This is a genomic window from Desulfuromusa kysingii, from assembly GCF_900107645.1.
GTDB lineage: Bacteria > Desulfobacterota > Desulfuromonadia > Desulfuromonadales > Geopsychrobacteraceae > Desulfuromusa > Desulfuromusa kysingii.
Genome location: NZ_FNQN01000005.1, coordinates 127,782 through 152,585, shown reverse-complemented (window position 1 = coordinate 152,585; position 24,804 = coordinate 127,782). Strand labels below are relative to the sequence as shown.

26 protein-coding genes are annotated in these 24,804 nt (G+C 48.1%); 8 read left to right on the top strand and 18 right to left on the bottom strand.

Annotated features, from left to right (window positions below; all coding sequences use genetic code 11):
- Window positions 1–4: 4 nt before the first annotated feature.
- Both ugpA and ugpB read right to left on the bottom strand, forming a co-directional pair.
- Window positions 5–895 carry a sn-glycerol-3-phosphate ABC transporter permease UgpA gene (gene ugpA, locus BLU87_RS09620; protein ID WP_175498348.1) on the bottom strand — a complete coding sequence of 297 codons (891 nt, stop codon included), beginning with the start codon at window positions 893–895 and terminating at the stop codon, window positions 5–7.
- A gap of 89 nt (window positions 896–984) precedes the next feature.
- Window positions 985–2,310 carry a sn-glycerol-3-phosphate ABC transporter substrate-binding protein UgpB gene (gene ugpB / locus BLU87_RS09615; protein ID WP_175498339.1) on the bottom strand — a complete coding sequence of 442 codons (1,326 nt, stop codon included), beginning with the start codon at window positions 2,308–2,310 and terminating at the stop codon, window positions 985–987.
- A gap of 277 nt (window positions 2,311–2,587) precedes the next feature.
- Here ugpB and BLU87_RS09610 point away from each other — a divergent pair, with 277 nt between their 5' ends.
- The gene (locus BLU87_RS09610) at window positions 2,588–3,691 is read left to right on the top strand and encodes an ABC transporter ATP-binding protein (protein WP_092347409.1); all 1,104 of its coding nucleotides are present in this window, start codon (window positions 2,588–2,590) and stop codon (window positions 3,689–3,691) included.
- Between the two features lie 71 nt (window positions 3,692–3,762).
- Here BLU87_RS09610 and BLU87_RS09605 read toward each other — a convergent pair whose 3' ends face one another.
- From BLU87_RS09605 to BLU87_RS09545, 13 genes are all read right to left on the bottom strand, one after another.
- Complete coding sequence (locus BLU87_RS09605; RefSeq protein ID WP_092347407.1) at window positions 3,763–4,230, bottom strand: LEA/WHy family protein; 468 nt, start codon at window positions 4,228–4,230, stop codon at window positions 3,763–3,765.
- Between the two features lie 18 nt (window positions 4,231–4,248).
- Window positions 4,249–5,136 carry an amino acid ABC transporter permease gene (locus BLU87_RS09600; RefSeq protein WP_217637475.1) on the bottom strand — a complete coding sequence of 296 codons (888 nt, stop codon included), beginning with the start codon at window positions 5,134–5,136 and terminating at the stop codon, window positions 4,249–4,251.
- 49 nt (window positions 5,137–5,185) lie between these two features.
- The gene (locus tag BLU87_RS09595; RefSeq protein WP_092347404.1) at window positions 5,186–6,010 is read right to left on the bottom strand and encodes a transporter substrate-binding domain-containing protein; all 825 of its coding nucleotides are present in this window, start codon (window positions 6,008–6,010) and stop codon (window positions 5,186–5,188) included.
- 22 nt (window positions 6,011–6,032) lie between these two features.
- Window positions 6,033–6,776 carry an amino acid ABC transporter permease gene (locus BLU87_RS09590; protein ID WP_217637474.1) on the bottom strand — a complete coding sequence of 248 codons (744 nt, stop codon included), beginning with the start codon at window positions 6,774–6,776 and terminating at the stop codon, window positions 6,033–6,035.
- Between the two features lie 78 nt (window positions 6,777–6,854).
- Window positions 6,855–7,322 (bottom strand): peptide-methionine (S)-S-oxide reductase MsrA, encoded by a 468-nt coding sequence (gene msrA / locus BLU87_RS09585; protein ID WP_092347398.1) that lies wholly within the window; start codon window positions 7,320–7,322, stop codon window positions 6,855–6,857.
- A gap of 2 nt (window positions 7,323–7,324) precedes the next feature.
- Window positions 7,325–8,209 (bottom strand): ATP-binding protein, encoded by an 885-nt coding sequence (locus tag BLU87_RS09580; protein WP_092347396.1) that lies wholly within the window; start codon window positions 8,207–8,209, stop codon window positions 7,325–7,327.
- Between the two features lie 32 nt (window positions 8,210–8,241).
- Window positions 8,242–9,834, bottom strand: coding sequence for a DUF445 family protein (locus tag BLU87_RS09575; protein WP_092347393.1), 1,593 nt, complete (start codon window positions 9,832–9,834; stop codon window positions 8,242–8,244).
- A 221-nt stretch (window positions 9,835–10,055) separates the two neighbouring features.
- On the bottom strand, window positions 10,056–11,051 hold the full coding sequence (locus BLU87_RS09570) for a sugar phosphate nucleotidyltransferase (RefSeq protein WP_092347390.1): 996 nt from the start codon (window positions 11,049–11,051) through the stop codon (window positions 10,056–10,058).
- A gap of 22 nt (window positions 11,052–11,073) precedes the next feature.
- The gene (locus BLU87_RS09565) at window positions 11,074–11,664 is read right to left on the bottom strand and encodes a Gx transporter family protein (RefSeq protein ID WP_092347387.1); all 591 of its coding nucleotides are present in this window, start codon (window positions 11,662–11,664) and stop codon (window positions 11,074–11,076) included.
- Window positions 11,645–12,040 (bottom strand): NusG domain II-containing protein, encoded by a 396-nt coding sequence (locus BLU87_RS09560; protein ID WP_092347384.1) that lies wholly within the window; start codon window positions 12,038–12,040, stop codon window positions 11,645–11,647. The genes BLU87_RS09565 and BLU87_RS09560 overlap by 20 nt, the downstream gene beginning before the upstream one ends.
- 32 nt (window positions 12,041–12,072) lie before the next feature.
- A complete protein-coding gene (gene rimO / locus BLU87_RS09555; protein WP_092347382.1) occupies window positions 12,073–13,413 on the bottom strand; it encodes a 30S ribosomal protein S12 methylthiotransferase RimO in 1,341 nt (446 codons plus the stop codon).
- 39 nt (window positions 13,414–13,452) lie between these two features.
- A complete protein-coding gene (locus BLU87_RS09550) occupies window positions 13,453–13,938 on the bottom strand; it encodes a YajQ family cyclic di-GMP-binding protein (RefSeq protein WP_092347379.1) in 486 nt (161 codons plus the stop codon).
- Between the two features lie 113 nt (window positions 13,939–14,051).
- Complete coding sequence (locus BLU87_RS09545; RefSeq protein ID WP_092347376.1) at window positions 14,052–14,816, bottom strand: LolA family protein; 765 nt, start codon at window positions 14,814–14,816, stop codon at window positions 14,052–14,054.
- A gap of 147 nt (window positions 14,817–14,963) precedes the next feature.
- Between BLU87_RS09545 and modF the strand changes: the two genes are divergently transcribed.
- Window positions 14,964–16,412: a molybdate ABC transporter ATP-binding protein ModF gene (modF, locus tag BLU87_RS09540; protein WP_092347373.1), complete on the top strand. Its 1,449-nt coding sequence runs from the start codon at window positions 14,964–14,966 to the stop codon at window positions 16,410–16,412.
- Window positions 16,413–16,449: 37 nt separating this feature from the next.
- Here modF and BLU87_RS09535 read toward each other — a convergent pair whose 3' ends face one another.
- Complete coding sequence (locus tag BLU87_RS09535) at window positions 16,450–17,049, bottom strand: flavodoxin family protein (protein ID WP_092347370.1); 600 nt, start codon at window positions 17,047–17,049, stop codon at window positions 16,450–16,452.
- Between the two features lie 31 nt (window positions 17,050–17,080).
- Window positions 17,081–18,010 carry a cation diffusion facilitator family transporter gene (locus BLU87_RS09530; protein ID WP_092347367.1) on the bottom strand — a complete coding sequence of 310 codons (930 nt, stop codon included), beginning with the start codon at window positions 18,008–18,010 and terminating at the stop codon, window positions 17,081–17,083.
- A 288-nt stretch (window positions 18,011–18,298) separates the two neighbouring features.
- On the opposite strand from BLU87_RS09530, the gene BLU87_RS09525 reads away from it, so the two are divergent.
- The 3 genes from BLU87_RS09525 (at window position 18,299) to BLU87_RS09515 (ending at window position 21,078) form a co-directional block, all read left to right on the top strand.
- Window positions 18,299–19,246 carry an ABC transporter substrate-binding protein gene (locus tag BLU87_RS09525; RefSeq protein WP_092347364.1) on the top strand — a complete coding sequence of 316 codons (948 nt, stop codon included), beginning with the start codon at window positions 18,299–18,301 and terminating at the stop codon, window positions 19,244–19,246.
- Window positions 19,247–19,399: 153 nt separating this feature from the next.
- Window positions 19,400–20,287: an ABC transporter permease gene (locus tag BLU87_RS09520; RefSeq protein WP_092347361.1), complete on the top strand. Its 888-nt coding sequence runs from the start codon at window positions 19,400–19,402 to the stop codon at window positions 20,285–20,287.
- Complete coding sequence (locus BLU87_RS09515; RefSeq protein WP_092347358.1) at window positions 20,284–21,078, top strand: ABC transporter ATP-binding protein; 795 nt, start codon at window positions 20,284–20,286, stop codon at window positions 21,076–21,078. Before BLU87_RS09520 ends, BLU87_RS09515 begins: the two co-directional genes overlap by 4 nt.
- Before the next feature lie 29 nt (window positions 21,079–21,107).
- On the opposite strand, the gene BLU87_RS09510 is transcribed toward BLU87_RS09515, so the two are convergent.
- The gene (locus tag BLU87_RS09510) at window positions 21,108–21,353 is read right to left on the bottom strand and encodes a Trp family transcriptional regulator (RefSeq protein ID WP_092347355.1); all 246 of its coding nucleotides are present in this window, start codon (window positions 21,351–21,353) and stop codon (window positions 21,108–21,110) included.
- A gap of 114 nt (window positions 21,354–21,467) precedes the next feature.
- Between BLU87_RS09510 and BLU87_RS09505 the strand changes: the two genes are divergently transcribed.
- From BLU87_RS09505 to BLU87_RS09495, 3 genes are all read left to right on the top strand, one after another.
- Window positions 21,468–22,328: a branched-chain amino acid ABC transporter permease gene (locus tag BLU87_RS09505; protein ID WP_092347352.1), complete on the top strand. Its 861-nt coding sequence runs from the start codon at window positions 21,468–21,470 to the stop codon at window positions 22,326–22,328.
- Between the two features lie 138 nt (window positions 22,329–22,466).
- Window positions 22,467–24,293 (top strand): thiamine pyrophosphate-dependent enzyme, encoded by a 1,827-nt coding sequence (locus BLU87_RS09500; RefSeq protein WP_092347349.1) that lies wholly within the window; start codon window positions 22,467–22,469, stop codon window positions 24,291–24,293.
- Window positions 24,290–24,796, top strand: coding sequence for a 2-oxoacid:acceptor oxidoreductase family protein (locus BLU87_RS09495; RefSeq protein WP_092347346.1), 507 nt, complete (start codon window positions 24,290–24,292; stop codon window positions 24,794–24,796). The genes BLU87_RS09500 and BLU87_RS09495 overlap by 4 nt, the downstream gene beginning before the upstream one ends.
- Window positions 24,797–24,804 lie beyond the last annotated feature (8 nt).

Below are 24,804 nucleotides of genomic sequence, written 5' to 3'. Positions count from 1 at the left end.
AGCGTTAGCCTGTGTACTGAACTTTACGTTCGACATATTTAAACTGCAGAAAAGTGATCAGAATAATTAAACTCATCAACACAACCGATTGAGCAGAAGATGAACCAAGGTTTAAACCGATGAAACCATCTTGATAAACCTTATAAACCAAGATATTGGTAGATCCACCAGGACCACCCTGAGTGACCGCATGGATAATTCCAAATGACTCAAAAAATGAAAAAATAATCGTCATGACGGTGACAAAAAACATGGTCGGTGAAAGCAGCGGAAAGGTGATGGTCCAGAACCGCCGAAACGGGCTGGCTCCATCCATAGCGGCAGCCTCAATCAGCGAGTGAGGGATAGCCTGTAGGCCGGCAAGAAAAAAGACAAAATTATAGCTGACATTTTTCCAGGCACTGGCCATAACAATCATCAGCATAGCATGAGAACTTTGCAACAGAGGATTCCAGTCAATCCCTAGAAAGTCTTCAATAAATATAGCCACTACCCCGTAGGAGGGGTGCAGCAGAAACAGCCACAAGATCCCCGAAATTGCTGGAGCGATCGCGTAAGGCCAGATCAAAAGCGTGCGGGTCAGGGTCGTGACCTTCAGCACCCGATTGGCCATCGTTGCCAGGAACAGACCGAAAGTGATGGAAACAAATGCAACGGAGCCACTAAAAAAAAGTGTCGTTGCAATTGATTTCAAATAGAGAGGGTCTTTAAACAGGGCAATAAAGTTATCAAACCAGACAAATTTGGTGTAAAGCCCGAAGGGATCACTCAGTTGAAAAGAGGAAACCACCCCTTGCACTGCAGGCCAGTAGAAGAAGGTTAATGTAATCAATACCTGAGGCAGGATCAGCAGATAAGGAAGTGATCGCGACTTAAAATATGAGCGTTTTTTTATCATAGTTGGGATAGTATCACTAATAGCGGGGCATCCTCAATAAGAAGATGCCCCGGCAGCATCAATGCAAAAAATAATTAAAATAGCCGTTACTTGTAGGTTCTTTCGAACTCACGTAACTTAATGTTACTTCTGGCAACAGCACTGTCCATAGCTTGCTGAGGTGTTTTGGAATCATTCCATACCAATTCAAGCTCTTCATTGACGATATTACGGATCTGGATAAAATAACCAAGACGCAACCCGCGGGAATTCTTGTTCGGGATCTGCCGTGTCAACTGCTTGATTCCGACCTCTTGGAACGGATTCTCTTTGTAGTAGCCCTCTTCTTTAAGTTGCTCATAAGCACCTAGAGTAATTGGGAAATACCCAGTCTCCTTGTGCCAGAGAATCTGCGGACCGTTGCCCGAAAGATAATTCATGAATGCAGCAACACCGGCATAATCTTTCGCTGGAAGCCCCTTAAAAACCCACAAAGAAGCCCCACCGATAATACTGTTTTGTGGTTTTTTGTTCCAGGACTCTACTGGCAACGGGGCAACATCCCAGTCGAACGTGGCAGCAGCCTGAAGTTTAGCGATACCACTGATCGAGTCAATATAAATCCCTGCATTTTGAGCAATAAATTCAGACTTCGGACCCTGATATTTTTGCCCACCATAATAGAAACGATTGTCACTCATCCAGCTTTTCAGCCGGGCAATGTGGTTGATGACTTTATCATTATTGATCTGCAGTTCAGTATCCAGACCTTCATAGCCATTGGCCTTACTGGCAAAGGGAAGGTTCTGAATAGCACTGTAGTTTTCAACCTGTGTCCAGGATTGCCAAGCGGTAACCATCCCCCCTTCAACGCCTGATTTAACCAACTTAGCGGTAATCTCACCCATTTCATCCCAAGTAATAGGCTCATCCTTGGAGAGCATGGGAATCCCGGCTTTCTTGAACAACTCGACATTGTAGTACATGACCGGTGTCGAGGAGTTAAACGGCATTGACATCAGATTGCCGTCTGCATTCATGTAGTATGAGAGGACCGGTTGGAGGTATCGGCTCCAATCAATTTTATAACCCTTGTCTGCCATCAATTGATAGACGGGATAAATAGCACCTGAGAGCATCATCGTCTGCGTGCCGACTTCAAAAGATTGGAGAATATGCGGTTGCTTTCCGGCCCTGACCGCCGCGACACCAGCATTCACGACTTCGTCATATTCGCCTTTGTAAGTGGGAATAACTTTGTACTCGGATTGTGAACTGTTAAAACCATCAACGATTTTTTGTACCGTTTCACCACGAGCGCCTCGCATAGCGTGCCACCAGTTGATTTCGATTGGCTTAGCAAAAGCTGATCCGGCAAAACTGATCATCATGGTTACTGCCATAATGAGCCAAAAGCATTTCATTTTTGACATTGTTACCTCCTCAATTCGGTTAGGATGTTGACAGGCTCAACACGATGTTTTGCGAGCAACAGTTTAGCGATACAAGATAGATATTTCACTAATAATTTCACCTACTCTTTCAAGTAAAGACGATTAAATCGGTTTCGTCAATCACTAGAAGAAAAATATCTCATAGATTATATTCGAGCAATAATTTATCCTGCGTTATCTGATTGAAAGATACCTGACATTTGTTGTAATTTGATGAGGATGGATAAACGTTTCTAGCCGAATGGAGTTTGTGTTCATGGCCAATGTAATCTTAAAAGATGTTTTCAAAAATTATGGCAAACTGGAAGTGGTGCATGGAATTAATCTGAATGTCGCCCATAAAGAGTTTGTCGTCCTCGTTGGCCCCTCTGGCTGTGGCAAATCGACAGCCCTCAGAATGATAGCCGGCCTTGAAGATATTACTGCTGGAACTATCGAGATCGGTGATAGGGTGGTCAACGATGTTGCACCTAAAGATCGCGATGCAGCCATGGTTTTCCAGAACTACGCCCTCTATCCACACATGAATGTTTATAAGAACATGTCTTTTGGACTGAAATTGAGAAAAATGCCAAAAGATGAGATTGAAAAAAGGGTTCGCGAAGCTGCAGATATTCTAGAACTGGAAGATTACCTCTTTCGTAAACCCCATGAACTCTCCGGTGGACAACGGCAGCGGGTCGCCATGGGGCGTGCCATCGTCCGTCGCCCTGCGGTTTACCTGTTTGATGAACCACTGTCGAATCTGGACGCCAAACTGCGTACCCAGATGCGGTTGGAAATCAAGCTCCTCCATCACAATGTCCAGAACACCATCATCTATGTGACCCATGATCAGGTCGAAGCCATGACTCTGGCAGATCGTATTGTTGTCATGCGAGATGGCTACATCGAACAAGTTGGCAGTCCGATTGAAATCTTTCAACACCCCGCCAATGCTTTTGTTGCTGGATTTATCGGTTCACCGCCAATGAATCTCCTCTCCGCAGTGATTATCAACAGCGGTGACAAGCAGAAATTAAAGCTCGGTGAGCACTTGGAAATTCCCATTCCGGCAAGAGAAAATACTCAATTCACCGATGGACAAAAGGTGATCATGGGATTGCGTACCGAAGATATCCACGTGACTATTGCCGATAAACAGGAGAGAAAAGGTCCAACCTGTTCTGCTAACGGCATCGTCAAGATCGTTGAACCCTTGGGAAATGAAACCAATATCCACATGGACGTTGATGGCGCTGATCTGATTGCCAGAGCCGATGGGCGACACATTTTCACTGCGGGAGAAGAACTGGAGTTAACCCTTGATCTAACTCATCTCCATATTTTTGACGCCGAGTCTGAAAAATCCATCTATTAATAGATGGGTTTCTTTACAAATCAAACCCATCTCCGATGGATATGCTTGGAACCTGTCCACGGAGATGGATTCTAATGGTTCCCTCCTGCTAAGGCGACCTCCCCCTTTTTATTGACCCGAATCTTAGGCATCAAACCTCCGACATCGAGGATTGCATCAAGGTTGAAGTGGTACTTATCCCGAGGGCGGTTCATCAAGTCGGTAAATAGACTGATCGTACTAAACAGATCAGGTTTAGCAAGCAGCAGGACATCCCCTTCTCCATAGGCTTCAATCTCTGGCAATTGGTTGGAAACACCACTGAGGACACGATAGCCTTCCAGTTCTACATTATAGGAAAGCCCCTGTAATTTAAGTGCATTACGGTTTGGATTGATGACATGCAAGCCAATCTCAAAGGTTGGGACAATGCTATCACCCGGCACTACCTGAAAACTGGAAACAGTGACACTGGGCGCCTCAAAGCGGGGAAACAAGGAGGCACAGCCAGCAACAACAAACGTGAGCAGCAGGAGAAGCACGTATTTCCATCGATTCATAAGTTTCACTCCGTCATCTTAAGAAGGTGATGTCCGTTGGAGGCGTAATTCCAGCTTTCCCGCCAACCAGGAGCAGCTATATGTCAGCAGTAAATACAGAACGGTCACGGTAATCCAGACTTCAAATGTTAGATATGTCGCAGCCATCAACTCCATCCCTTGAAATGTCAGTTCCTGAATCGAGATCACCGAGACAATCGCCGAATCCTTGATGGTCGATATAGCCTGTCCAGCTAAGGGTGGAATCATCCGCTGGAAAGCCTGCGGCATGACCACACTCTGCAGCACTTGCCAGCGCCGCATTCCCAAAGCTCTACCGGCCTCCCATTGTCCTGTTTCCACACCATTGATCCCAGCACGGACAATTTCACCAATATAGGCCGCCTCAAAGAGTGCCAAGGTTATGATCGCTGCGATAAATGCTTCCAATTGATCTGACGGTGCCAACAATAGCGTTGCGACCTGCTGTAGCCAATGGGGCGCGGCTAAGACCCACTCACCTAAATTCAGAAACGGAAGGATCTGATCACTGATAAAAAAATAGAAGATAAAAATCAGCACCAGCGGCGGCAAATTCCGCAACAAGGTGACATAGGTCCCGCCCACCAGTCGATTAAACAGATGGTTACTGGTGCGCATCAATCCAGCAATCACACCGATGGGCAGGGCCAGGAGCAAACTCCAGAAACTCAACCGAATGGTCGTGAACAGTCCGAGGATCAAAAGATTCGGCACCCAGCCATCAACAGGGTCATATCGCACTAAATATTGCGGAATAACCTGCCAGTTCCAGCGGTATTCCAGCCCCGTATGAATCCGCATGCCGAGATAACCTAGAGCACAAAGCAAGAGCAATAATAAAACTGTATCGAGTTGCCCCCAGCGGGGCCGATGATTTGGCAGCAAAAGTTAAACTCCTGAAAACGGTTATCTCGACGTTTCGGCAAAAAAGGGACTATTCTAGCTGATTTTTCCAGTCTTGGGTTGTAAACCAGAAGTCATAGCGCTCTTGCAGCCAGCCATCTGCATTTTTAACCCGAACCCAATTATTCAAAAAGTTGAGGAAGTCGACATCACCCTTCTGAATGGCAAAGCCGATAGGCTCCTTGGTAAAGGTCTTTCCAGCCAAAGGTAAAAAGAGCTTCCCAGAATATTTCAACGCTTGAAATTCTGGAAAAGGTTGTGACGAAACCATTGCCGCTGCACGTTGGTTTAGCACTTCTTGCAACGCCTGTCCTTCATCATCAAACAAGCGGATTTGGGCTTTGGGTAGATATTTTTTTGCTACCGTTGCTGCCGTCGTCCCGATGCGGGCAACAATGGTGACATCAGGTTTATTAAATGCATCAAAGTCGGAATATCCTGCCGCAAGTTTATTATTTGCGACAATGGACATCCCCGAATACTCATAAGGGTCACTAAAGTTGACTTTCAGATTTCTTGCTGGTGTGATCCCCATTCCACCAATAATAATATCAAACTTGCCGGTCAGCAGTGCGGGGATGATCCCCGACCACTTGGTCGGGATAAAAACGGCTTCAACCCCCATATCCGCTGCTAACTGCTTAGCCACATCAATTTCAAATCCAGTATATCCCCCTTGTTTATCTTTCATGGCCCAGGGGACAAAGGTCGAAAATCCAATCCGCAATTTATTCTTGGAAATGACCTGTTCAAGGGTCCCTGCCCGCACCAGATCCTGACGAATAGTTGCTCCCCACAACGGTGCGGACAGAACCGTCAAGATCAAGAATAAGGCTAACGTTATCCGTATTTTCATAAAATTCTCCTGTGCAATTGGTTTAGTTTGTATATCCTGAAAAATGGTGTTCTAAGTATTTTACCAGAATTGACAGGGCCATGGTGACCAGCAGATAGATTGCTGCAACCACAAACCAGATTTCAAAGGTCAAAAAGGTTTCTGCGATAATCTGCTGTCCTTGCATGGTGAGATCGTAGATAGCAATCGTCGAAACCAGAGCTGAGTCCTTGACCAGCGAGATCCCCTGACTGGTCAAAGGTGGAATCATCTGCCGCAAAGCCTGAGGAAGAATAATCCAACGGTAACTCTGGGCTTTATTCAATCCCAGCGAAGCGGAGGCTTCCCATTGACCAACGGGGATCGCCTGGATTCCTGCACGAATAATCTCTGAAGCGTAAGCCCCTTCGAATAAACTGAGCGCTAATATCGCTGAAGACATGCGACCTAGGTCGAGGATCGGGGCAAAAACAAAATAGATGATAAAAATTTGAATCAACAGTGGAGTATTACGAATCAACTCAAGGTATACCAGGGCCAGGCCTCGAGCCATAGGACTCGCCGAAAGACGCATCAAGGCCGAAACCAGACCGATTGTCATCGACAGACAGAGACTGAGAAGGGTGATTTCCAAGGTCAGCCATAAACCTTGTAGCAACGGCCCAAATTGCCAACCATCAGCAGTGCGAGCGACAAGACAACGGCTGACTCGACTCCACTGCCAGTTATAACCGAGGTTTTCTGCCCCCTGCATCAGCCCCAGATAAGATCCGCCTAACAGCAACAAAAAGGCAGCAATCTGTAACAGATGAGAAAAACGGATGTGTGTGAATGGGTGACGGAAAATCGGATTATCTCCAAGTCTCTACAACATAAAGTCCGGTTTTTGTTTCTTGATATATTGCTGGTGATATTCTTCTGCTCGCCAGAATTGACCAGCCTGCGTCACTTCGGTCACCACCGGCAACTTGTATTTCCCGGACGCATCTAGAATTCGCTTTGACGCCTCCGCCTGTTCGCGCTGTTCACTGCTGTGAAAAAAAATGGCACTCCGGTATTGCGTCCCCCTATCCACCCCCTGAAAGTTTAAGCTGGTTGGGTCATGCCGGGTCCAGAAATATTCAACCAGTTGGGAATAACTGATAACCTCAGGATCAAACTTGATATCCACCACCTCGGCATGACCTGTCGCACCAGTGCAGACCATCTCATAGGTGGGCTCTTCTGTGGTCCCACCCATGTAGCCAACTGTGGTTTCAATCACCCCATCTAAAACCCGAAACGCTTCCTCCACCCCCCAGAAGCATCCTCCTGCAAACGTCGCTCTCGCCATCATCACCTCTGTTTTAAAAGCTGTTGTCCGACCCAATACCGGGAAAATTGCAGCGCGGTTCGGCCGCAGCGCTTACTCTTCTCATGGGACCATTTCAACGCAGCCGCATATAATTCATCGTCCAGCATCAGGTCAAGCTGGTATTCAAGCGCATGCTTTTTCACCAACTGCCCGACTAATTCCAGATACTGTTCCTGACTGAAAAGATGAAAGGGCACCCAGAGGCCAAAACGATCCGACAAGGAAGTCTTCTCTTCGACCCCTTCTCCTGCGTGCAGTTCATTATTGACCATCTTAAACCCAAGGTTATCAGTTTCATACTCCGGGAGTAAATGACGCCGATTTGAAGTAACGTAAAATCGCACGTTCTCTGGAGCGGCATAAACGGCCCCATCCAAGGCGCTCTTGAGAACCTTGTAGCTCGACTCCCCAGGTTCAAATGAGAGGTCATCGCAAAGAATAATAAATCGATAAGTCTCACCTTTTATGGCAGCAAAAATATCGGCAAGATTAACCAGATCATCCTTATCAACCTGAATCACCCGCAGCCCTTGATCGCCATACTCATTTAGCAACGCACGCACCAGAGTTGACTTACCTGTCCCCCGGGTTCCCCAAAGCAGGGCATTGTTGGCAGGAAAGCCCCGCACAAACTGCCGGGTATTGTCTTCCAGAATTTTCTTCTGTTTGTCGATTCCAAGCAAGTCATCCAGATTGACGGGGTCCAGATCGTTGATCGCTTCGAGATAGCCGGCAAAAGAATAGCTCCGCCAATTAGCAGCCCAGCTCTGGTTCCAGTCTAGCGTGTCAACGACCTTGGGTAGCAGCTGTTCAGCCGCAGCCAACACCCTGTGCAACTGAGCCTTCAGATCTTCATCACGCAACACAGTTCACTCCTTGAGGTAAATGATTCTTGGCACTACATCAGTTGAAACGCCAGAATATTGACAAATCCAATCAGAAAACCCAGCAGGGCACCAAAGAGGTTAATATATTTAAACTGTTCTTTCATCACCCCCATGAGCAGATCTTCCACCTGTAACAAATCTAGACTGTTTACTTTTTCTTCAACCATTCTGCGGATGTTGAGAGTGTCGACAAGCCGAGGGGCCTCCTTTTTCAACATCTCTTCAACCAACTGGCAGATCCCGGCTTCCAGCTCCAAACGCAAATCGCCAGGCAATCGGGCAGACAATAACCCCAACGGTTGCTGATAAAGCCAGTGATTACTCTGCTCAACCAGCACCCTCTCTAAGGTTTCCCGCGCTTGAGGGGATCGGATCAATTCCAGCAATTTATCAGCGATCCGTTCACGGCTAAAGTCCAGCCCGTTTTCTGGCAACACCTGGTTGAGAAGTTCGGAAAAGGGTTTGTCCTTGAGTCGATCAACGGCACTTTCGGTCAAGATGATAGCGGTGTCGACCGTCTTGTTGGACTGAACCGTGCCGACAACTTGATCTTTAATAAACTGACGCACCCCCTCAATCTTTTCATAGGGCATCTTTTCGACATAGCTGGCTAAAGAACGATCCAGCAAACCATCAGCGCGCTCGCGCAGCAGTTTAGCCAATTGTTGTTGGGTTCGTTCTTCTTTTAACCAATCAGCGATTTCATCGCCGGCCTTATCCAAAAATTCAGGGATCTTGTCATAAATTTTATTTAGATCCATAAAGCCGCTGAGAAGTCCGGCTAATCCGCCAAGGGAATCAAGGAAGGAATCGATCGCCAGTTTCCCTTTATTCACCAGTCGAGCACGGAAGGTTGGGTCATAGAGCATGCCACCAAATTTTTCGGCCAATGGCGGGAGCTCTTTCTCCAGCTGTGCGAGGACCAACTCAACCAGATCATCCGGAAGCAACTTGCGCAAAGGGAGATCTGTTGCCAGCAACTGTCCGGTTTTGCGGTCAACATAGCCGCCAACCATAGAGGCCGTTTTCGGTGAACGAAAAAAAGCGCTGTATTTAGCTGAAACATGATTCTGCGCCGCCTGATAGTGTTCCGGGGTTAAAAAGCTGGCGAGATCTCGTGCTAAAAATTGATTCGACTGTTCTTGCAGATACTCCCTCAGCGTCTGTTCAAACTGTTCACTCTGAAAATACTCGAAGATGAGCTTAGCGAGTTTCACCTGAATGAGGCTGGTTATCTCTCTAAATCTGGGGCGGAAATGTTTCGGGATCAACGATTCCACCGTCCCGAGTTCTCGATCCAGGAATGAACCCAGCTTCTCAGTCACCGTTAACCGCAGTTCCCGTTGAATAGAGTCTTTGGCAAAGGCCCGTCCGACATCATCTGCCGTGAGCAGATGAGCTCCAACCATTTCGCCCATTTTGACGGCAAGCTCACCCCGCTTAGCCGGGATAATCCCCGGAGTGAGTGGCAGCCTGACCCCCAGAATACGCCAGGCACGCAGAGGCCGGAACAACATCCGAATGGCAATATAGTTAGTGACATAGCCAATTAAGGCGCCAAGTAGCGGGGGGATGACATAAGGGAGATACTGTTGATATTCCATAGGGTTAATTTTATCCTTAAAACCACTTCAATCGAAAAACTTATCCTGTCTTATACAACGAGCTTGCCGCCAAAGCAGCGAACTCGCCAAGAGAATCACCGTCAGAAAAACTGGCATTTTTTTGAACTTCTGATTGATTTCTTCCTGGGTGTTCTTGGTGCCTTAGTGGCTATTCTAGATCCACTCTGCGTTCTCTTGTGCCCTGCGTTAACATTTTCCCCCTACTGATCCATAACAATATGCGAATGATCGCCTATGTTCATTCGGCGCGGTGAACCAATCAAGTTGACCGAATCTCCCAACAGGGAGTGATCCAGAATCATATACTCGACAATATTATTCGTGTTGACAATTGATTCACTGATGACACTATTTTCAATAACACTTCCGGCAGCAATCGAAACATTGGGTCCGATGATGGAATTTTTGATCCTGGCTCCCTCTTCCACATGGACCGGTTCAATCAAAACACTATCCTCAACATCACCGTGAATATGGTGCCGGCCTGCAAGCAGAAACCGGTTGGTCTCAAGTAAAGTCTCCGGCTTGCCACAGTCGAGCCAAGCGTCAATCTCCGGGGCCTTGAATTTGAAACCCTCTGCGATCATCCGCATAAACACCGCAGGGAGGTAATATTCCCCTTTGACAGTTTCACCAGCAGCGATGGTTGCCTCGATGGCCGCAATAAAACCCGCCCCATCTTTCAGATAGTATAAACCCACCTGAGCCAGACGTGAAATCGGAGTATCGGGTTTTTCCACCATATCAACGATGGTCTCTCCCTCCAGAACATTGACACCAAAACGTTGATAATCTTCGACCTCTTTCGAATAGATCAAACCATCGGCATTGCTGCAAAGAGCATTAATCTCTGTCAGATCAGTGACAAAAATTGTGTCATTAAATACCACCAGCAAATCATCGCCGGGCTTCACTGAAGGGGCACCCAGAGCGACCGCATGCGCTGGACCCAGACGATCATGCTGAATATAGTAGCTGCATTTTAACGCCGGAAAGTTCTGTGCCATAAAGTCACTGACCTGCTGACCATTATCATCAATAATGAAGATGTATTCCTCGACGTTGATGTTTTGCAGCCGTTCGATGATATGTGCAAGGACAGTTTTACCGGCAACATTAACCAATGATTTCGCTTTTGTATGGGTGTGTGGCCGCAGGCGTGTCCCTTTTCCCGCAACTGGCAAGATAACTTTCATGCTTCCTCCAGGGGCTCGATGTTTATGCTTCTGAATATGTTTCCTCTGCTCCAGCCTTAGAAGCTCTCAACTTTAAAAAAGCAGGGTGTTTATAGAGTGAAGTTAGCAAATAATCGGCAGCGAGCCCATTAATAATACCACTGATCAGGGCAATGAGCAGAAAGAACGGCAGCAACATCCAGATCGAAGGGTGGCGGATCACCACCAACCAGGCAATCACCAGCTGCCCGGTGACATGTCCTAAAGCGCCAAGAACTGAGACACCTATGGGTCCAATTCTATTCTGCCAGAGTTTATAGCTGAGGCTCATGATACTATTGGCAAAAAGCCCCCCCCCAAGAGAGAGTAAGAATCCGGGAGAAAACAAGCTACCCAGCAGCAAGCTTCCGATAAAAATCCGTGAAAGACTAACAATCCAGAGGGCCTGGATGCCATAACTGAACAACGCAGTCAGAGCAAGGATATTTGCCAACCCAATCCGAAACCAGGGGAGCGGATTGGGGAGCAGGAACTCCACGGCATGAAGAGCAACAGCCAAGGCCACAAACAAGGCTAGAAAAACCCGGCGTCGGACTTGCTCCAGATCTTCAGAATCACCGCTGGATGAAGTCATACTCCGCATCCTCCCCAATGCTGTCACCTTCAATGCTCACCACAATTTTATTGGGGACACAGGCGAGCAGATCCCCCGAGTGGCGAGCATCCCCCATCCGCATACAGACCTTATGTGGACAAGGGGAACTGATAATTCGCGCTGCGCCATTCTCAACTTGTAAGACAGTTTTTCCGAGGGGGCCGACGAGTTCAACCTTTTGGTCTTTAGCCAATGGAGCGACAAATACGGTCCGATCATCGATGCTAACCACCACACGAGCGCCAGAACTCTGACGCAGCAGTATTGAGAATGAAAGGGCAACCAAAACAGCAACAATGACCAACAGCCTACGATCAAAAGAGGTCAGGTGTTTTGTCCAGGAAAAAATTTTCATAAGGAAATGATAGCCTTGTTGGTGTTGATCACTTAATGTTCAACAATCTCACCGATGAGGTCATATTCAGATGAATCGGTAATCTGCAGTTGCACATATTCACCAACATCGGCAATCCCTGAGGTAATCAGATATTGGCCATCAATATCGGGAGCCTGTCTTGCACTGCGCCCCTTTAACAACAGGTCGGTCTCGTCGCTGAAGCCTTCAACCAGAACCTGTTCTGTACACCCGACCAAAGCGCGGTTTTTATTAAAAGAGACCCGCGCCTGGGCTTTCATCAGCTTGTTTAAACGGCTGGTTTTCGTGCGTGCGGGGATTTGGTCAGGGAGTTTTGCCGCCACGGTTCCCTCTTCACGAGAATAACGGAACACCCCAACCCGCTCAAAATGGCCTTCTTCGACAAATTTTAAGAGCTTATTGAACTGCTCGTTGGTTTCACCGGGGAAGCCAACAATAAATGAGGTCCGCAGGGTCAAGTCCGGAATTCGATTCCGTAGTTTCTGCACCAACTCACGGGTTTGCCCCTCATCAAGGTGACGATTCATTCTGGTCAACAGATGATCATCAATATGTTGCAGCGGCAAGTCTAGATAGTTACAAATCTTTTCTTCTGTGGCAATCAACTCAATTAACTCATCGGTAACCCCATCGGGGTACGCATAAAGGAGGCGAATCCACACAAGCTTGTCAATCTTGACCAACTCTTTAAGGAGTTTTTCCAGCGTCGCGCCATCGTTTCGATCAGCGCCATAATCGGTAATATCCTGAGCAATGAGAATGATCTCGGTCACCCCCTGAGCGGCCAAGGTCTCCGTCTCCGCGACCACCGATCCAATACTGCGTGAACGCAATTTTCCACGTAATTGCGGGATGATGCAGTAGGAACAGTGGTTAGAACAACCCTCAGCTATCTTGACATAACTACTGTAAGTTGGAGATGAATTCACCCTTGGAGTCTGGTGGTCATACAAATAATCAGGCGATCCGACCTTCTCTGCGGGAGTCTGGTTCTGGAGCTGCTGTTCGATCAATTCAACGATCCGGGGCCCTTCAGAAGTGCCGATGAACAGATCAACTTCTGGCAACTGATCTTTTAAAACCCCTTGATAACGTTGCGGCAAACAACCTGCAACCACCAGTAGCTTGCAATGACCCTGTTCTTTATAGTCACTGACTTCAAGGATCGTATCGACCGACTCCTCTTTGGCGTCATTTATAAATGCGCAAGTGTTGACAATAATAATGTCCGCTTGGCTCTCATCAAGGACGATTTCATACCGATCTAAAGGCAAATGACCGAGCATAACCTCTGAGTCCACCAGATTTTTGGGGCAGCCAAGGCTGACGAGACTGACTTTTAATTTATCCACGTATTTAATATCCTGATTGCTGGTATTTTACCGATGCTGTCACGCTCTCATATTTTCAAACTGGAGCTCAATATCCAGATCTTTCCCTTTTAACATCTGCATAACTTCTTGCAGGTCATCAATTTTTTTACCTGTCACTCGCACCTGGTCTTCCATAATCTGGGCCTGAACCTTCAACTTTGTTTCTTTAATCAATTTGACGACCTCTTTCCCTTTATCTTTGCTGATCCCTTGCTGGATAGAAGCCTTAACCCGCACCGCCCCCGCAGCTGCGACCTCTTCTTTGCCATATTGGAAACATTTGGGTGAAACTTTGCGGCGCACCAATTTAGCAATTAAGATATCTTTGATAGCCTGAAGTTTGTAGTCGTCAGCAGCCAGAATATCCAGGTGATCTTTCTCCAGAGTAATTTCATTGCTGGTCCCCTTAAAATCATAACGCTGCGAGATCTCTTTTATCGCCTGATTAACAGCATTATCAACTTCTTGCAGGTCAACCTTAGAAACAATATCAAAACTCGGCATAATCCATCTCCTTTTCGTCTCCAATTTCTCTATAAAACCCAAAGAATCGAAGACTTATAGCACAATTTATACTGGGCACAAAATCGTTCCGCGTTAATGGCTAAGGAACGGTTTTAAAAATTCATCTGTTCGGCCGGATCGATCAACTCAACCCCTTCAGGACGTTGAAAAGAAAATAACCCCTTGGCAAGGTTCTGATTGACCCGTACGTCCCGAAACTCAATCGCGGTACGATTGCCACTAGCGTCCGTGACCAGAGTCGACAACAGGGGAAAGATATCCCCGGTTTTATGTTGTTTCAGCCAACTGTTAACCGCTTTTTCACTCACCACAACTTCAATTTGTTGGATCAAGGGTGACTCTTTAAGCGGCTTTAGCAACAACTGATAATCGCCTGTTGCCGTGGTTTCAGAGGAACCCCAATGAATAGAAAAATCGCGCGACAAGTTCCCCAAACCACTTAAAAAGGTGACTGGATTTTCTCCTTGTTGCGCATTGATCTGGCTGAGATCACTTTCAATAACCTGACGATTTTCCGGCATATACACCCACATGGTCAGGCCATCTGAGATAATTTCCTGAACACTGGGCTGACGATATTCCCAGAAAAACTTTGCCAACGGAGCTTCCTGCACGCTTGCGGTTTCAAACTTAAAGCGGACCGTCCCCTCCCCCCGCTGGGTTCGACCAATAGAGGCAATCAGAGACTCCTGAAAAAAATTTGCACTAAAATCGTAAATCTGCTCTGATCGTTTCGTTTCCGCCTTAAATGGTGTCTCCAATGCCGCGACAACATCACTTAGTTTGACCTCAGCAGCGGTCGCCATCGCGGGAACAGCGAACAACATGAGCAAGTAAGTGAACAATACTTTTAACATAGCAAGACTCCGGTTTCTGCAAAGGGACAAAAAGGGTCACTTTAGCAGATATCAGCCAATTGCGACAAGGACGCTGAAACCTGGCTTCGCCTGCATCGCCAGACAGAACCCGCAAAAGCTCTGTCCACACAGACTTATTGAGACTAAATGAAGATTAAATTTACACAACTCCAAGCACAATCAACCAGTTTCACCCTCACTATCGACAATTGGACCATTGAGGAACAGCAGTCTTGGGGGGTATTCAGCACCGAGGGCGACATCGGCTCACTGCTCGGTGATCTGCTTTGTGAAGAGTCCTGCTGCTGTTCAGGTCACATTTTAAAGGGGCCAGGTCATATTGCTCAGGTATCACTAGCGGAACAACAACGCTTATTGGAACAGGAAATCGCCAATGATGATTCCGATTTTCTCGACCACATCGATATGGGGAGCACTGTTTACACTCTTATTTATCAACAGTGTCACAACGCAGAAATCACTTCGCGGTTGCTTTCAGAGCTGGACCTATCCCATCTGCAAGACCGTGGTTTCAGAGCCCTCTCCAGCGGAGAAAGCAGGCGTTTGATACTGGCCAGAGCGTTGGCGACACAACCTGACCTCTTATTGCTGGATAAACCTTATGCAGGGCTGGATGTCGCCCACAGGAAATCTTTGGCGCAATATCTCACCCGGTTATCCCGCTCCATACAAATGCTGATTATTGTCTCCCGCGAAACAGAGATGCCAGAGTGGATCGAAAAAATAGCCTTATTCAGTCGGGGAAAACTGGATAGCCTGATGGACAAAGCAACCTGGGATGTCCACCCCGTCGTGACCCAGATAAAGGCTCAGTCCAAGGAGCAGGGGGAGCAAATCATGGCGCTGATACGTCAACATCGCCACACATCTGAATTTTCTGATCCCCTTTTTGCATTGACAAACGGTCGGGTCGCTTACACCGATAAAGTTATCTTTTCCGACGTTACCTGGCGCATCAACCAGGGCGAGCACTGGCAAGTCAGAGGACCTAACGGGTGCGGTAAAAGCACTTTGTTAGGAATGATATTTGGCGATCACCCTCAGTGTTACAGCAACGACATCCAAATTTTCGGCAAACAAAGAGGATCGGGTGAAACGATCTGGGAGATCAAGCAACATATCGGTATGGTCTCTTCTGCGCTGCACCTCCAATATCGGGTGGATTGCAGCGCGTTGAAAGTCATTATCTCCGGATTTTACGATTCCATAGGTCTTTACCAAAAACCAACCAAGCGGCAGCAGAACATTGCCCACGAATGGTTAGCAATTTTGCATATGAGCCAGTTCGCCGACACCTCTTTCCGCAAGCTAGAGTACGGGCAGCAGCGTTTGTTACTGATTGCGAGAGCACTCGTCAAACAACCAACGCTGTTAATTCTGGATGAACCTTATCAGGGGCTTGATTATCTCGGCAGGAGACTGATTAAGAATGCCCTTGAGCTGATTGCCAGGGAGCACCTCAGTCAGCTCCTTTATGTGTCCCACTATCAGGACGATAGCCTGGAAAGCATCCACAATTATCTGGACTTTGTCCCCGCTGAAGATGGTTTAGGCTACAAAACCATTGTATCCTAGGCAGCTTTGGCGACAACTGCAGAGGCGCCCCGACAGCTCAACCCGCAGGGTATTCCAAGGTGCTGGTTTTGATTGACCGTCCAAGCCAATTGATCACCTCACCAAGATGACGCATATTTTTCATCCCTTCTGCATCATCAGTCACTTCTCCTTTTTCACGGCCAACACCCATGTTCCAATAGGTTGATCCGGGGACAATCATCCGTGACATCTGATACATGTGATTGATGCTGTCAAAAGCATGAGTGGCTCCGCCTCTTCGGACTGCAACCACTGCCGCACCGATCTTCCCGGAAAACGCGTTACCGTTAGCGATAGCCACAAGACCCGCCCGCTCCAGAAGCGCTTTCAAATCAGCAGAAACCGCAGCAAAATAGGTTGGTGAACCGAGGATCATAGCATCAGCTTGCAGCAATTTAGCGTAGATCTCGTTGAAACCATCGTTGCCAATAACACAGCGATTATTTTTATTTTCGAAACATTTGTAGCAGGCGGTACAGCCACGGATTGCAGTACCACCAACCTTCACAAGCTCGGTCTCCCAGTCGCACTCTGCAAGTGAGCTGAGGACCTCCTTTAAAAGCATTTCGGTATTGCCACCTTCCCTGGGGCTACCATTAACTGCCAGTGCATACATAACTTTCTCCCTATCAATTTTAAAAATATGGTTACAAAGTGACGGTCCGTTTTTTTGTCACCAGTTTTTCTGCTTCGATGAATACCCGCTTGACTCGTGGAAATTTGGCTTTTATTTGCCGATTCAATATCTCCACCTGCTCTTCAATCTCAGTCGCGGAAGCGCTATCGACAAAATCAGCACCTAAGGCGACAAGAATAAAATCCGGCCCCATATGCATGGTCAAAACTTCATTAATCCCCTCAACAATCGCGTTATCTTCTACCATCTGTTGAATTGCCTGCACAATGAGGGGATCAGCACTTTCTCCGATCAACAGGCTTTTGGTTTCGCGAGCCAACCAGATTGCGGTTCCTATCAGAATGAGACCAATTAAAATGGACGCCGTACCATCGTAATAGACATTGCCGGTCAGATGGGACAAGGTGACACCAATAAAAGCAACAAACAGGCCCAACATCGCTGCAGAATCTTCGAAAAGAACGACAATAACAGAAGGATCCTTGGTCTGATTAATTGCATCTATATAGTCATTTCTGCCTTTACTCTTTCTGAATTCGCGTAGCGCGAAAAACCACGCAACCCCCTCAAAAATCATTGCCAGCGCGAGGACAAGATAGTTGATAAATGGGCTTGATGCCGGCTGCGGATAGAGGAGATGATGAATCCCCTCATAAACAGAGATTCCACCGCCTAACGCAAAAATCAGAATCGCGACAACAAAGCTCCAAAAATAAATTTCCTTACCGTGGCCAAAAGGGAACCGCTTATCTGCAGGTTTTGCCGCCCTCTTCATACCGTAGAGAAGCAGAACCTGATTGCCTGTATCAACCAGAGAATGGATAGCTTCAGACAGCATCGCCGAACTTCCAGTGATAGAGGCAGCAATAAATTTTGTGATCGCAATCAGTGAATTACCCGCAAGGGCAGCATAAATAACTTTTTTAGAACCAGATGCCATAGCTAATCCTCGAATTCGTAGGTCGATCCATTCTAACCGATAACCATTTTCAGCGCATTTGCACTCTTCAGCATGTCGTTACACCTTGCGGATAAAAAATGTCAATAAAGATTCAACGCTGGCAACAAGCCAACCTGACAGAGAGAATATCTTACCAAGCCGATAAGAGGTTTACTTTGCCAATTCTTGACCGCGGAGACTCTGAAGAGTTAGATTGTCGCCTCTTGAAGTTTAGAAGACCTATTTATCTCAACATCTATAAAATCGAACCTGCAATGGAGACAGGATATGAAACGTTTTATCGCTCAATGCTTTTGTCTACTACTGTTGTTACCAGCATTTCCAAGCCTGGCGGCCGACTATACCGTCTCTTTCAATCAAATTGTTGAACACCCCGCACTCGATTCTTTGCGCCAAGGGGTCAAGGATGAGTTAGCGGCACAAGGGTTGAGTGTCGATTACCATGATCACATCGCCCAGGGCAATATCGCCACCGCGAACCTGATAGCCAAACAGATCCTCGGTGAACAGCCTGACGTCGCAGTTGGCATCGCGACTCCTACGGCTCAGGCCTGTGCTCAGGTCATTAAAAATATCCCTATTATTTTTGCGGCTGTTACCGATCCTGTTGGCGCAGGGCTGGTCCAATCATTAGAGCGCCCAGGGGGAAACGTGACCGGGACCACCGACATGAGCCCGATCAATCGGCAACTTGAGCTGATGCTTGAATTTCTCCCGGAACTAAAAACCATGGGGGTCATTTATAACTCCGGGGAAGTGAACTCTGTCACCCTTGTTCGGGTCCTCAAAGAAGAAGCCAAGAAAAAGGGGATTGTTGTCGAAGAGGCCACCGTTAGCAACTCTGCCGGGGTTTCCCAAGCAGCAAAGAGCCTGATTGGCAAAGTCGAGGCCGTCTATATTCCCACGGATAACACTGTCGTTTCAGCAATTGAAGCAATTACCCAGGTCGGCTATCTGGCCAAGCTACCCATCTTCGCTGCCGATACTGACTCCGTGACCCGGGGAGCGGTTGCCGCCTTGGCCGTCGACTATTATAAAATGGGACGTCAAACTGGAGAAATGGTCAGCCGAGCCCTCAAAGGGGCAAATCCTGCTGATATGCCAGTCGAAACACTCCGTGAGTTCCGGATTCACCTGAATCCCGGTTCCGCAGCAAAAATGGGGCTTGAAATTCCAGCTGCATTGTTGCAAAAAGCTGACAAAATTATTGAGTAATCATCACAACATAAGAGCCACATTCACACTGCCTCTTTTGAGGGGGTTGAAAATGCGAGCGAGCATAAGGGGTCGCTCACACAAAAGTTGATCGTTTTAGGAAGGTGAAAAAGGGGGCAGCTCAGCCTTTTAACGCAGTCCCCTAGATAACATATGACATACTTTGCTTTCATGGGAGCCCTCGAACAAGGCTTCGCTTATGGATTTCTGGTTCTCGGTGTTTATCTGACATTCCGGGTTCTCGATTTTCCGGATCTGACTGTGGATGGCAGTCTACCTCTGGGAGCGGCGGTTTCTGCTGTCGCCATAACCGCCGGATATGATCCCTTTTTATCTTTGCTTTTTGCCCTGCTTGCCGGTTTTCTTGCTGGAGTTGTCACTGGGGTTCTCAATACCAAATTTGGCATCCTCCACCTGCTGGCATCAATCCTCACCATGATCGCCCTTTACTCTGTCAATTTGCGCATTATGGGGCGGCCCAATATTACTCTGCTCGGTAAAAGTACCATATTAGAACCACTCACCAATGCCGGAATCGGGATGTTTAATGCAGCGCCACTGCTTTTCGGTCTCCTCTCTTCCTTGGCGTTACTGTTCCTTTTATGGCTCTTGCATACAGCCTTTGGTTTGGCGATGCAGGCGACCGGGGTCAATCCGCAGATGATCACCAGTCAAGGGGTCAATACCGACCGGGTCATTATCCTCACCGTCGGCCTCTCTAATGGACTGGCCGCAGTCAGTGGTGCTCTTCTCTGTCAAAGCCAAGGCGCTGCCGACGTTAATATGGGCGTTGGCACCATTGTGGCAGGGTTAGCCTCAGTGATTGTCGGTGAAACGTTGTTCGGTTGCCGCTCCATTGGCAGGGCCCTGCTTGCGGCTCTGCTCGGATCAGTCCTTTATCGACTGACGATTGCCTTGGCATTGAGCCTAAAATTGGGCTCGTTTTCATTGACCCCCAGTGACCTCAACTTATTAACCGCTTTGCTCGTGGTTGCAGCGCTAACCTTGCCAAAATTGCGCGGGAAGGTTTTCAGTCGATGATTCATGTAACTGATCTGGTTAAAACTTTTCACCGTGGCAGCATCAATGAGGTTCTCGCCCTTTCAGGCATCAACCTTCGGGTTAAAAAGGGGGACTTTATTACCGTCATTGGCTCCAACGGGGCCGGGAAAAGTACCCTGTTAAATTGCCTCTCTGGCAGTTACCCCATTGATAGTGGACACATCCTGATTAACGAACAGGAGGTCTCACGCTGGCCTGAATACCAACGGGCATCACTCATCAGCCGGGTCTTTCAAGATCCATTGCTCGGAACCTGCGGCCCACTCTCCATTGAACAGAATTTAGCCCTGGCAAACCGGCGCGGGAAACCTCATGGTCTCAGACGTGGAGTGCAAAGAAGTGATCGGGAGCTTTTCCGCAAGCAACTAGCTCAATTGAATCTGGAACTGGAAAACCGCTTGAAGGACAGCGTTGGTTTACTCTCTGGCGGACAACGCCAAGCTCTCACCCTGTTGATGGCAACCTTAGTCAAACCCAAAATCCTCTTGCTTGATGAACACACTGCCGCCCTTGATCCAAAGACCGCACAACAAGTTCTGGAACTGACCCAAAAACTGATTGAAGATCAGGACTTAACCACCTTGATGGTCACCCACAATATGCGTCAGGCACTCCAACTGGGAAATCGGTTGATCATGTTTCACGGGGGAAGAATTATTCTGGATGTTTCAGGGAGTGAAAAAGCAGCGATGTCCGTGGAAGACCTGCTGGAACAATTTTACAAGGTTCGTGGTGAAGAGTTTGTCTCTGACCGGATGTTGTTGGTTTAAACTGTCAATAGCAGGCAATTCCCACCCCACTAACTGCTGCGCTTTAACGCATTTGAGCCACGCGTAACGGTAGCAATACCGACACCCAACTTGTCCGCGATCTGCCGTTGTGGCAACCCCTGCTCCAACAGTTCAATAATCTGCAGACGGTTGGCGACATCAATCAATTCATTAGCCGTCAAAAGGTCACGTAATACCTTCTCCATCGCCTCGGGCGAGTTTTGAGCCAGCAAATGATTGACTAAATAATCTATGTGTTTTATGTTCGCGCTCATGTACTAGTACAATAGTACACAGGGTTTAGATGTCAACTCTTTTCTTGCGACACACTCCCCTCTGTTTATTCGTACTTACCGAGTCTGATATGGACACTGGAGTGTGCAATTTTTATGTCTCAGGATTTCCTACAATATCTTTTTTCCGGCATCACGATTGGGGCCATCTATGCCCTGATTGCCCTCGGTTTTTGTGTTGTCAACAACACCATGGGCATCGTCAATTTTGTCCAGGTTGACTTTGTTTCTCTGGGTGGGATGCTGATGTTTTCGGCCTTATTGACCGCCGGATTACCGATGATTCCCGGTCTGCTGCTCTCGGTTTCAGGGGTCGCTCTGGTGGCAATGTTGGTGGAACGTTTTGGTCTTCGACCGGCACGCTCGGACAATCATCTGGTGTTGATCTTTCTCACCGTTGGCCTGTCAATCATTTTGCGGGGGATCATAAAATTGGTCTGGGGGAAAAACCGCATGGCCTTGCCGCCCCTCACCCCCGATGTTCCGGTGCAAATCTTCGGTGCCAGTGTTCTCCCTCAAGCCCTCTGGATCCTCTTTTTAACTGTCCTCGCAATCGGCTTGTTAACGTGGTTTTTTTATCGGACCTCTTTGGGTCTATCGATGCGGGCTGTTGCTTCTAATCCCACCGCGGCGGCAGTTGTCGGCATCCCCGCAGGTCGAGTGAGGTTGACCAGCTATGCCATCGCTGGTGCTCTCGGTGGCCTCGCCGGGGTTTTGGTCACCCCGATCACCACATTGAGCTACGATGTCGGTGTCTTACTCGGGCTTAAAGGTTTTGCCGCCGCTATTCTCGGTGGTTTTGGGTCGTTTCCGGGGGCCATTCTCGGTGGTCTCGGGCTGGGATTGTTGGAATCACTTTCTGCTGGATATATTTCCAGCGCCTATAAAGATGTGGTCGCTTTTGTGGTGTTGTTGCTGGTGTTGTTTGTGCGCCCTAAAGGGTTGTTAGGAAAGTAAAACTAAAATATTAACGGAGAGATCGGAGAGAAAGCTTTGCTTTGAGGTTTAAACCGAAAAAGACTCTAGCTCTTCTCTGCGGTCTCAGCGTTCTCTCCAACTCTGCGTTAAAGTTTTTTCAATTTAAGGTTAGAATAAATGAAAAATCAAATTGAACTTCTCATGGGCAACGAAGCGATCGGTCAGGGACTGATTGAAGCGGGTTGCCAGGTCGCCGCCGCCTATCCCGGCACCCCCTCGACAGAGATTCTTCAAGCGGTGATTGATCGACAGGAACAAGCGGTCGAACCCCTCCATATCGAATGGTCTGTGAACGAAAAAATTGCTTTTGAGGTCGCTCTGGCAGCCAGTTACACTGGCAAACGTTCTGTCGCAGTAATGAAACAAGTGGGCCTGAACGTGGCGGCCGATCCTTTTATGCGTACCGCTTATATCGGAATCAAAGGGGGAATGCTAACGATTGTCGCCGATGATCCCGGCCCCCACAGTTCACAAAATGAGCAAGACACGCGACTCTTCTGCTTACAGGCGCGGGTACCAGTACTTGACCCCTCTAGTCCCGCTGAAGCTAAAGCGATGATTCAACCGGCTTTTGAATTGTCGGAGAAATATGAAACCAACATTGTCTTACGACCGACAACCAGAATCTGCCATTCGCGGCAGAATGTTTCCCTGGAAAAACCGATAGAATTGAAGCGACAAGCCGACTTTGAGCCCAATCCGACCCGGTGGGCTGCAACACCTGCTTTTCTACCGCAGCTGCATCGAAACCTGAACCGTCATCTGGAAGAAATTGCGCTCGAACCTGCCTGGCAGCCACGACTGCTCTCTGGTAACGAAAGCCAACCCCGGACAGCTTTTATAGCATCAGGGATTGCTTACAGTAATCTGGTCGACCTGCTCGAAGAACTCGGGTTAGATCATACTATCGATCTTTACCAGGTGTTGATGCCCTACCCGTTAAACCCCGATTTCTGTAAGCTGATGCAGAAAAAGTACGATCGAGTGCTGATTCTGGAAGAAACCTATCCGGTCATTGAGCTACAACTCGCCCACCCCGGAGCCGTTGGCAAGCAAACAGGGGGAGTCCCCCGTGAGGGAGAGCTGACACCCGATGTGATCCATCAAGCGCTAGCTGATTTCCTTCAGCTTGCGCCACCCGCAGAGAAACCGGCAGCTCGACGTGGACAACGCCCCTCTCTCTGTCCGGGCTGTTCCCATCGAACGGCCTTTTACACCATCAAGAAATGTTTTCCCAAAGGGATCTTCCCTTCCGATATCGGTTGCTACACCCTGGGGATGAATCTGGGCGCCGTCCACACCGTCCATTGCATGGGGGCTTGCATCAGTCAGGGGGCAGGTTTCTACCAAGCCTATCAGCAGGATGATGGACAATTTCCGACCATCGTTGTCACCATCGGTGATTCAACCTTTTTTCACGCCGGAATTCCAGCGCTGATTAATGCCGTTATCCAGCAAACCCGGATGATTGTTGTCATCCTCGACAACGCCACTGCGGCAATGACAGGTGGCCAGCCCGTTCCCCACATGGGGGTCGCGGCCGGGAATAAACCCACCAAAGCCATTGCTATTGAACCTCTGGTCAAAGCCAGTGGGGTTGAATTTCTGGAAACCTGCAACCCCTATGATCATGAACGCTTTGAAGCGTTGTTGAAACAAGCTGATAGCTATATTCGCTCCCCTGAGGGGGGCGTTGCGGTTTTGATTGCCCGCCATGGCTGTATCATGGATCCGGCAACTCGTAAAGCCCAGAAATCCTTTACCGTCACCATTCAGGACAACTGTATCGGCTGTGAAAAATGTACCAGTGCTTTCGAATGTCCGGCTCTATCCATGGATAGAACCCGGAATATCGCTGTGGTTGATCAGGATCGCTGCATCGGTTGCGGCACCTGTATCCCGGTTTGCCCAGTTGCGGCCATCATCAAGGAGGAAAAATCATGAAACAGCAGATTATCGTCAGTGGCATCGGCGGACAGGGTGTGCTGTTTTTGACCCGAGTGATTGCACAGGTTGCCGTCAACACAGGGATTCCCGTGTTGACCTCGGAAACCCACGGCATGGCTCAACGGGGTGGCACCGTCCTCTCGACCATCAAGGTTGGCAATTTTGCCAGTCCGCTGGTACGCACTGGTCAGGCCGACTTGGGGCTGCTCCTCTGGGAAGCTAATCTTCCGGTTCATCAATCATTACTTAAAGCCGATGGAAAACTGTTGCTCAATGCTGAAAATACCGGTGAAGGGATCCGGATTGACGCTGCAAAAATCGCCCGTGATCTTGGTAATGCCGTCCTCTTGAACCTCGTGTTGTTAGGCTTGGCCGTACAGAAGCAAGTGTTGTTTTGCGGCATCGAAGACTGTGAAACCGCAATCAAACAGTTGGCTCCGGCAAGGTTTGTAGAACAAAATTTAGCCGCCTTCCACAAAGGCTTGGACAGTAACAAATGAAGATCCAC